Source organism: Aeromicrobium sp. WCS2018Hpa-31 (assembly GCF_031843905.1).
Classification (GTDB): Bacteria; Actinomycetota; Actinomycetes; order Propionibacteriales; family Nocardioidaceae; genus Aeromicrobium.
The window spans coordinates 198,810-205,825 of sequence record NZ_JAVTJF010000009.1; the positions used below are offsets into that span (position 1 = coordinate 198,810).

The 7,016-nt window shown below is 71.8% G+C and carries 7 protein-coding genes; 2 read left to right on the forward strand and 5 right to left on the reverse strand.

Annotation, left to right across the window (positions count from 1 at the left end; translation table 11 throughout):
* Window position 1: 1 nt before the first annotated feature.
* Both RQG84_RS13585 and RQG84_RS13590 read right to left on the reverse strand, forming a co-directional pair.
* Complete coding sequence (locus RQG84_RS13585; protein ID WP_396135313.1) at window positions 2-595, reverse strand: class I SAM-dependent methyltransferase; 594 nt, start codon at window positions 593-595, stop codon at window positions 2-4.
* A 41-nt stretch (window positions 596-636) separates the two neighbouring features.
* The gene (locus RQG84_RS13590) at window positions 637-1,485 is read right to left on the reverse strand and encodes an endo alpha-1,4 polygalactosaminidase (protein WP_311210427.1); all 849 of its coding nucleotides are present in this window, start codon (window positions 1,483-1,485) and stop codon (window positions 637-639) included.
* 159 nt (window positions 1,486-1,644) lie between these two features.
* Between RQG84_RS13590 and RQG84_RS13595 the strand changes: the two genes are divergently transcribed.
* Window positions 1,645-2,484, forward strand: coding sequence for a DUF4394 domain-containing protein (locus tag RQG84_RS13595; RefSeq protein WP_311210428.1), 840 nt, complete (start codon window positions 1,645-1,647; stop codon window positions 2,482-2,484).
* A 9-nt stretch (window positions 2,485-2,493) separates the two neighbouring features.
* Here RQG84_RS13595 and truA read toward each other — a convergent pair whose 3' ends face one another.
* Window positions 2,494-3,330 (reverse strand): tRNA pseudouridine(38-40) synthase TruA, encoded by an 837-nt coding sequence (truA, locus tag RQG84_RS13600; RefSeq protein WP_311210429.1) that lies wholly within the window; start codon window positions 3,328-3,330, stop codon window positions 2,494-2,496.
* A 29-nt stretch (window positions 3,331-3,359) separates the two neighbouring features.
* Between truA and RQG84_RS13605 the strand changes: the two genes are divergently transcribed.
* Complete coding sequence (locus RQG84_RS13605; protein ID WP_311210430.1) at window positions 3,360-4,667, forward strand: metallophosphoesterase family protein; 1,308 nt, start codon at window positions 3,360-3,362, stop codon at window positions 4,665-4,667.
* A 4-nt stretch (window positions 4,668-4,671) separates the two neighbouring features.
* Here the strand turns inward: RQG84_RS13605 and RQG84_RS13610 are convergent, their stop codons facing one another.
* Window positions 4,672-6,219 (reverse strand): pilus assembly protein TadG-related protein, encoded by a 1,548-nt coding sequence (locus tag RQG84_RS13610; RefSeq protein WP_311210431.1) that lies wholly within the window; start codon window positions 6,217-6,219, stop codon window positions 4,672-4,674.
* Window positions 6,216-6,716 (reverse strand): TadE/TadG family type IV pilus assembly protein, encoded by a 501-nt coding sequence (locus RQG84_RS13615; RefSeq protein WP_056575484.1) that lies wholly within the window; start codon window positions 6,714-6,716, stop codon window positions 6,216-6,218. Before RQG84_RS13615 ends, RQG84_RS13610 begins: the two co-directional genes overlap by 4 nt.
* Between the last annotated feature and the right edge of the window lie 300 nt (window positions 6,717-7,016).

The window sequence follows — 7,016 nt, forward strand, 5'->3', positions numbered from 1 at the left end:
CTCAGCCCCGGCGCACGGTCAGCACGCGGAAGCCCTTGCTGCTGGTCGTGCGCTCGGTGGGCCACCCCTGGTCGGTGAGCCAACGCTGCAGGCTGTCGGCACCGAGGTTCTTGCCCACCACCAGGCGGGCATGACCGTCGTCGCTGAGCCGCGCGAGCCAATGCAGGAGCAGGTCGTGCAGGGCCGGCTTGCCGATGCGGATCGGTGGGTTCGACCAGATCGCGTCGAAGCGCACATGGTCGGGCACCGACTCCGGCGCGGCGACGTGGACCCGCTCGCCGGCGCCGAGTGCGGCGGCGTTGAGTGCGGTCAGCTCCCGCGCCCGCTCGTTGACGTCGACCGCCCACACCGTGGCCGACGGCGACGCCGTGGCGACGGCGAGCGCGATCGGGCCCCAGCCGCAGCCGAGGTCGAGGACGGTGCCCGTCGGGGGACCGTCCGACTCGAGCAGCACGCGGGTGGCGTGGTCGAGGTGGTCGCCGGAGAAGACTCCGCCGCCCGTGGTGCACCTCAGGTCGTGGCCCCAGGCCGAGAAGTGCACCTCGCGCCGGTCTTCGGCCGTGCTCGGCCGCTCGTCGAAGTAGTGCCCGCTCACCCCGCCATGGTCGCAGGCGAGCGTCCGGGCCGGGGGAGCGGTCAGCAGTGCCGGAAGACGTAGCCTCGCGTCCCGCGCGGCACGACGTCCCGGTCCCGCAGGAGGATGGGGTGGTCGCCGGTCCGGGCCTTGCACGCTCGGGTGTAGGCGCTGCGCCCGTTGTCGGTGTACTCGATCTCGACCACGGCACCCCCGTAGGCGTCGATGTAGGCGCCGCACTCGCGGTAGACCTCGCACTCCTCGGCCACCGCGAAGTCGAAGCCGAGCGCCCGACCGTCGACCTCGGGCGTGTTCTTCTGGGCGATCGCCAACCCCGCCGCGTGGGCAGCCTTGACGAGCGCGCGTGCCGTCGAGACGGTCTGGGCCTTCGTGAGCAGGCCGCGGGAGCGGGTCCAGGCGTCGAGGTTGTCGGCCTCGATCGCGTCGTAGCCGGCCTTCGCGCAGCTGCGGAACCAGCCCGCGACGACCGCCGTCAGCTCGGCGCGCTTGGCTGCGGTGCGCTGGTCGAGCAGCACCTCGTCGGGCCAGTCCGGATCGCGCACGAGCGCTCCCTTGCGCTTCAGCAGCAGCGTGGGGTGGCGCTGCTTCCACCAGGAGAGCGAGCCGGGCTGGGTCTGGAACGCGTTGACGTAGCAGATCGAGTAGCGGGAGGCGTCCGGCGCCTCCGTGCGGTCGCGGACCACCACCGTGACGTCGGACGCGGGGCGGTAGGCCCCGCCCAGCTGGTAGTCGACGACGGCGCCGGACGGCAACGTCGCAGGGCTCGGCGCGGGGGCGGACGACGTCGGGCTCGGCGCCCCCTGGGCCGAGCAGGCGCCGAGGACGAGCAGGCACGCCAGGACGCCGGTGATGACAGCGTGTCGACGGCAGGAGGAGGGGAGGAGCTGCACCCCTCCACGATAGGTCGCGAGCGTCCGCGGCCGAGAGGCGTCGAGCTCACGTCTCGCGCACGATCGAGGAATTCTTCGAGGCGACCCATCCATGCGGGCGAGTGTGACGAATGACACGTAGTACGCCGGCACCGGGTCGGTGACGACTTCGGAGGATCCATGCGCACGTCCATCAAGACCACGCTCTCCCTCGCTGCCGCGGCCGCACTCACGACCGGCGCGCTCGCCGCGATGTCAGGCGGTGCGCAGGCCGCACCGCAGGCCGGTGACCGCGCCTTCGTGCTGAATGGCGCGGGCAACACCCTGCGCGTCATCCCGCTCACCAGCCCCACCCGCCAGTCGACCGTCGGCGTCATCTCCGGCCTGCAGGAGGGTGACTCGAAGATCGTCGGTATCGACCAGCGTCCCGCCAACAAGCTCATCTACGGTCTGGGCGACGGCGGCGGGCTCTACGCCCTCAACCGCTTCACCGCCAAGGCCACGAAGGTCGGCGACCTCAAGGTCGAGCTCGAGGGCGAGTCCTTCGGCGTCGACTTCAACCCTGCTGCCGACGCGCTGCGGATCGTCTCGAACACCGGTCAGAACCTGCGTCACCCGATGGCGACCCAGGCCACGGTGGCCGACAAGGACCTCGCGCTCGCGAACAACGACTTCATCGTCACGGGTGCCGCGTACACCAACAACGACGCCTCGGCGGACACCGGCACCCAGCTGTTCGACATCGAGAACGCGCAGGACCAGCTGGTCCTGCAGGTCCCGCCGAACGACGGCACGCTCGTGCCGATCGGCAAGCTCGGCCTGGCGATCGACAACGACGCGTCCGGCTTCGACATCCTCAGCCGCACGGCCGGGGGCCGCACGGTCTCGAACACCGGCTACGCCGCGTTGAAGGTCAACGGGACCCCCAGCCTGTACGAGATCGACCTCTCCACGGGCAAGGCCACCCGCATCGGCGGCCTGAACTTCGGCGCCTCCGACCTCGCGGTCGAGAACCGCTGACCCGCACCCTCACCGGTCGACGGACCCCTCGCTCTCACGGAGCGGGGGTTCGTCGCGCCGCCGACGTGCCTGCTCGGCCCGGGCAACCAGACCGGCGTCGTCGGGGTACACGACCTCCTCGAGCACCAGACCGTGCGCCGGCATGACCTTCACGCGGGAGTCGCGCTCGCCGGCGAGCAGCACGTCTCGCGCCCAGGTCGGCTCGTGGCGGGACTCGCCGACGGCGACGAGGGCACCCATCAGTGCGCGGACCATGGAGTGGCAGAACGCGTCGGCGCGAACCGTCGTGACGAGGAGCGCGTCGTCCGGACGGCGCACCGTGCTCAGCTCGAGCAGGGTACGGATGGTCGTGGCGCCCTCGCGTCGGCGGCAGAAGGCGGCGAAGTCGTGCTCGCCGGTGAGCAGCAGCCCGGCGGCGTTCATGGCGTCGACGTCGAGCGGCTTCGGCCACGCGACGACGTGTCCGCGGGCGAGCGGGTCGAGCCGCGCGGGGCGGTCCTGCACGCGGTAGGCGTACCGACGTTCGAGCGCCGCGAATCGGGCGTCGAAGCCGGGCGCCGCCTCGGTGACGGCCCGCACGGTCACGTCGGGGGGCAGGAGCCGGCGCAGCCGACGAGCGAGCTGGTCGGGCTCCACCGGGTCGTCGAGGTCGACGTGCGCGACCTGTCCGCGGGCGTGCACGCCGGCGTCGGTACGCCCCGCGCAGGTGAGTGCGGGGCGCGTCCCGAGGCGCAGGACGGTGCCGATCGCCTCCTCCACGGTCTCCTGCACAGTGCGCAGCCCGGGCTGCGTCGCCCACCCGCGGAACCCGGCTCCGTCGTAGGAAAGATCGAGTCGCAGCCGCACGCCGCCACCGTAGTGCCTACCGTGGTGCCATGAGGAACGGACTCGCGTCCCTGGCAGCCACGGCGCTGGTGCTGACGGGCTGCTCGACGACCCCCGAGCAGGAGAGGCTCCCCGCCGCCACGGAGGCCGCCGTGCAGCCGGCGGCGAGCACCCGCACGCCACCTACGGCCGTCGTCCTCACACCGTCCGCCACCCCGTCGACGGCGCAGACGTTCACCTGGAGGTCGGCCAAGGCCTGGAAGAACCAGCGCGTCGTGGCCCGTCCCATGTCCGGAGGCCCCGAGGTCCGGGCCCCGGCGAGGCGCAAGGCCGCCACGACCGCGCGCGACAGTGGGTCCGTGCGACCGGCGTACACCGCCACGCTGCGCGGGCTGCAGCCCGGCACCCGCTACCGCTACCGCGTGGCCAACGACGGCGGCAGCGCGGGCGACTTCTTCTTCACCACGCCCGCAACCGAGCTCGAGCCCTGGACGTTCCTGACCCTCGGCGACACCCAGGTCGACAACGCCGACCGTCCGGCCGCCATCGTCAAGGCTGCCGTCAAGCGCTTCCCGACCGCCAACCTCGTGCTGCACGCCGGCGACGTCGTCAACCACCCGTGGGTGCACCAGGAGTGGGTCGACCTCATGGCCGCGCTCGCGCCCGTGCGGATGAGCCGCAACGTCGTGGCCTCGATCGGCAACCACGAGCAGTGCGTGCTCGTGAAGAACTGCCGCTCCGGCCAGGCACAGGGGTTCCGCACCTACTTCTCCTCGCCGTCGAACGGCGTCACGGGCCAGCGCCCCACCTGGTACCGCTTCGACCAGCAGGGCGTCCGCTTCGTGGTGCTCGACTCCTTTGGCTCCGACCTGGCGGCCCAGGCCCGGTTCCTGGACGCACAGCTGCAGGACAACCCGAACCGGTGGAGCGTCGTGCTGCTGCACGCGGGTCCCTTCGCGTCGCGGGCGGACCGCACCAACAGCGCCGTCTTCTCCACGGTCCTGCCCGTCATCGAGAAGCACGACGTCGACCTCGTGCTCAGCGGCCACGACCACGTCTTCAGCAGCGGGCACCGGGGCGACCCCGACAGCACGGTGTTCGCGACCTCGGTGTCCGGCCCCAAGTACTACGAGATCTCGCGCGCCGACTGGGACCGCCGAGGCGCCACCCGTGCGCGGTGGGCCGAGAGGATCAGCACCTACCAGGTGGTCGACGTCGCCGCGGACACGCTGCGGTTCCGCTCGATCGTCGCGTCCAAGGGCTCGGGCTCGACGCCGTCGATCGCCTACGGCGCGGCCCTCGACGACGTGACGATCACCAAGGACGCCGACGGCGACAAGTCCGTCACCCGACGCTGAAAGCTCAGCCGGCCAGGCGGACGGCGTTGCACGAGGGGCGGCTGAGCATCGTGACGTCCATGGTGCCGATCTTGATCCCGAGCGACGAGAGCAGGGGCGTGAGCAGACCTTCGAGCAGGGGGTTGAGCACCGTCAGGAGGAAGTTCGTGACGGACGAGAGCAGACCGCCCAGCAGACCGTTGTTGTCGACCTCGACGGCGAAGTTCACGCTGCTGCTGAAGGTGTGGTTGGCGGGCGTGGGAAGGCCCGCGCCGGCGGGGTAGGTGAAGGTGTGGCTGCCCGCGTTCGTCGCAGCCACCACCTCCTTGAGGTGGAGAGGAAGGTCCTTGCGGGGGTTCAGCAGGCTGGCTGCGGTCAGTCGGGCCGACCCCGTGCCTCCGTACCCGACGACGCGCGCTGCCGTGGTCTGCCCGGCGATGGTCACGCTCGCCGGGCCCGTGCACTGCAAGGACGACAGGGTGGCCGTGCCCTCGCCGACGCGGACGCCCATGCTGATCTCGGCGTAGGCGAGGAGCGAGGTCCCCACGGTGGTCTCGAGGTCGACCCGGGCCTGGGCCGTGCGGGCGGTGACCCCGGCCTTGCCGCAGGCGATCTGTGGTGGCTCGACGATGACGATCTGGGCGTTGGCGTTGAGCAGGCCGAGCGGGAGGCTGAGACCGAGCTGGTCGATGCGCAAGGCGTTGGTGCCGTTGGCGGCGACGATGGACGCCCCGACGAGGTCGAGCGCGTTGACCGTCGCCGAGAGGGCGGCGTTGCCGGTGGTGTCGAGTGCGAGGAAGTTGCTCACGTCGGCCCGCAGACCCGTGGCACGCGCTGCGATCGACTCCAGCAGGGTCGCGCTCACGAGGTCGCCCTGCTTGCGGACGACGGAGGCCGCCGCCAGCGTGAACGTCTGCAGGGAGACGTCGAGCGCTGCGAGCTCCTGCGGCGTGCCGACGCCGAGGGCGGCCGCGAGGTCGACGAGCGGGACCTGCACGTTCTTGAGGCTCACGAGGCCTGTGTAGCCGACGACGTCGAGGCCGTTGACCTTGATGACGCGGTCGAGGATCGGTCCGATGGCGCTGCCGGACGTGCTGAGCGTGAGCGTCTTGGTGCCGACGGAGAAGCAGACGGCCGCGTCGGACCGTGTCCCGATCGCCGTCCGTGTGGCCGAGCCCGAGTCGTTCCCGATCACGGGGGCGAAGGCGTAGTCCACGGTCGTGGCCGCGGTGATCCGCACCGCGTCGCAGCCGGTGGTTCCGGAGCCGGCGACGAAGGCACCGGTGGAGCTGAGGTGGCCCGGCGTCACGACCAGCGGCGACGACGTGCCGACGCGGCGGCCCTGGCGGGCCAGGCTCGCGTCCGCCGCGGCCTGGAGCGTCGACGTGGTGCAGGTCGGCAGCTTGCGTGCGGCGTCGAGGGCCGCCACGTCGGCGACCGCCTGCATGTCGCGCGCAGCGACGCGCTGCACGCCGAGATCGGTCGCGAACGCGGTGAAGCCGACCACGACGACCATGATGAGCGCGGTCAGGGGCAGGATGGCGCCCCGCTCGTCGTGTCGCTGACGCCTCACGAGCTCACCTCGCTGGTCGTCGTGTAGCCGATGGTGGTGGGGAGGGTGATGCCGAGCCCGGGGAAGGACGGGATCAGCGGGTTGGCGCGGTAGTTGTGGCTGATCGCGATCCGCGCGCACTGCACGGTCGAGCCGGTCGTGCACGCCGTGGTGGAGACGCCGCACGTCCCGACCGTGGCGCCGTTGCGGGTGAGCGTGCCCGCCGACGTGCAGGTGACGCCGTAGGAGGAGAGCGAGCGGTTGATCGCCGCTCTGGCTCGATCGGCCGGCACGGTCGACCCCGTGGGGGAGACCGAGACGGCCATGGCGCGGGCGCCCTCGGCGGCCGCCTGGCTGATGCCCTGGCGGTAGCTCAGCATCCAGCCGTAGCTGATGACGCCGAACAGCAGCGCGACGAAGATCGGCAGCACGAGGGCGAACTCGACCGCAGCAGCACCGTCGTCGCGTCGACGGCGCGATCGCCCGTCGTCCGTGCGTGCCTGTCGTGGTCCGACCATCACGATGCTCCCTCGACCCGTGACCTGTCGGCTCCGCCCTGTGCAGGACCGACGCGAAAGCTCCCTCCCCGACCCGGAACTCCCATCCGGTCGAGGCTTTCGTCCTGAAATCTAGCGTGACGAAAGGCCCCCTGTCCCTGGAATCAGGGAACAGGGGGCTGTGCTGGTCGTCCGCCCGTGGCCCGGAACCCCCGCCGTGCTGGTCGTCCGCCCGTGGCCCGGAACCCCGGCCGTGCTGGTCGTCCGCCCGTGGCCCGGAACCCCGGCCGTGCTGGTCGTCCGCCCGTGGCCCGGAACCCC